The 1068-nt window shown below is 68.6% G+C and carries 2 protein-coding genes; both read left to right on the top strand.

The features are described 5' to 3' along the window. On the top strand, positions 1-284 hold a 284-nt coding region (locus BACI9J_RS22735; protein ID WP_268892012.1), incomplete at its 5' end, for a glycerophosphodiester phosphodiesterase family protein. Positions 285-296: 12 nt separating this feature from the next. After that, a partial coding sequence (locus BACI9J_RS22740) for an ATP-dependent helicase (RefSeq protein WP_159736654.1) occupies positions 297-1068 on the top strand: 772 nt, incomplete at its 3' end.

Genomic DNA, 1068 nt, shown 5'->3' on the forward strand with positions numbered 1-1068 from the left:
CCCTGATGGCCGGCGTGGACAGCGTCGCGCTCGACGACCCGACGCCGGTGCGCAGCGCGATCGTCGACCGTGCCCACGCCGCCGGGCTCGCGGTGTACACGTGGACCCTCCGGCCGGAGAACCGGTTCCTGCCGTCGCCGTTGCGTCGCGGCGGGGACGTCGCGGCCTTCGGCGACTGGGAACGCTGGTTCACCTCGGTCATCCGCACCGGACTCGACGGCGTGTTCGCCGACCACACGGACCTGGCGGTGCTCGCCCGGTCCGCTGTCGGGGGTCCCGCCTAGACTGTTCCGGACATGACGATCGTGCTCGACCCCTTCGAATCGACGCCCGAACCGGGCGCCGGTGCCCGCGCGTACCAAGACCCGTTCACCGCGGGTCTGAACCCCCAGCAGAAGGAAGCCGTCGAGTACCGCGGCGAGTCCCTGCTGATCGTGGCCGGTGCCGGTTCCGGCAAGACGAGCGTGCTCACCCGCCGCATCGCGCTGCTGCTCGCCAACCGCGAAGCCTGGCCGTCGCAGATCCTGGCGATCACGTTCACGAACAAGGCCGCCGCCGAGATGCGCGAGCGTGTCCGGGCCCTGGTGGGCGGCGAGGCCGAGGGGATGTGGATCTCCACCTTCCACTCGGCGTGCGTGCGCATCCTGCGGCGCGAAGCCGAGCGGTTCGGGTTCCCGCAGTCGTTCACGATCTACGACTCCGCCGACTCCAAGGCGCTGCTGAAGCGGATCATCAAGGAGCTCGAAGCCGACTCCCTCGGGCTGACCGTGGGTGCCGCGGCGTCGAAGATCTCGAAGCTCAAGAACGAGCTGCAGGACATCGACACCTACGCGCGCAACATCAACGTGAACGACCCGCAGGAAGTCATGTTCACCGAGGTGTTCCGGCGCTACACGAACGAGCTCCGCCGGGCGAACGCGTTCGACTTCGACGACCTCATCGGCCAGACGGTGTTCCTGTTCCGCGCCTTCCCGGACGTCGCCGCCCTGTACCAGCGGCGCTTCCGGTACATCCTGGTCGACGAGTACCAGGACACGAACCACGCCCAGTACGCCCTGATCCGTGAGC

The organism is Arthrobacter sp. 9V (assembly GCF_902506065.1).
GTDB lineage: Bacteria > Actinomycetota > Actinomycetes > Actinomycetales > Micrococcaceae > Arthrobacter.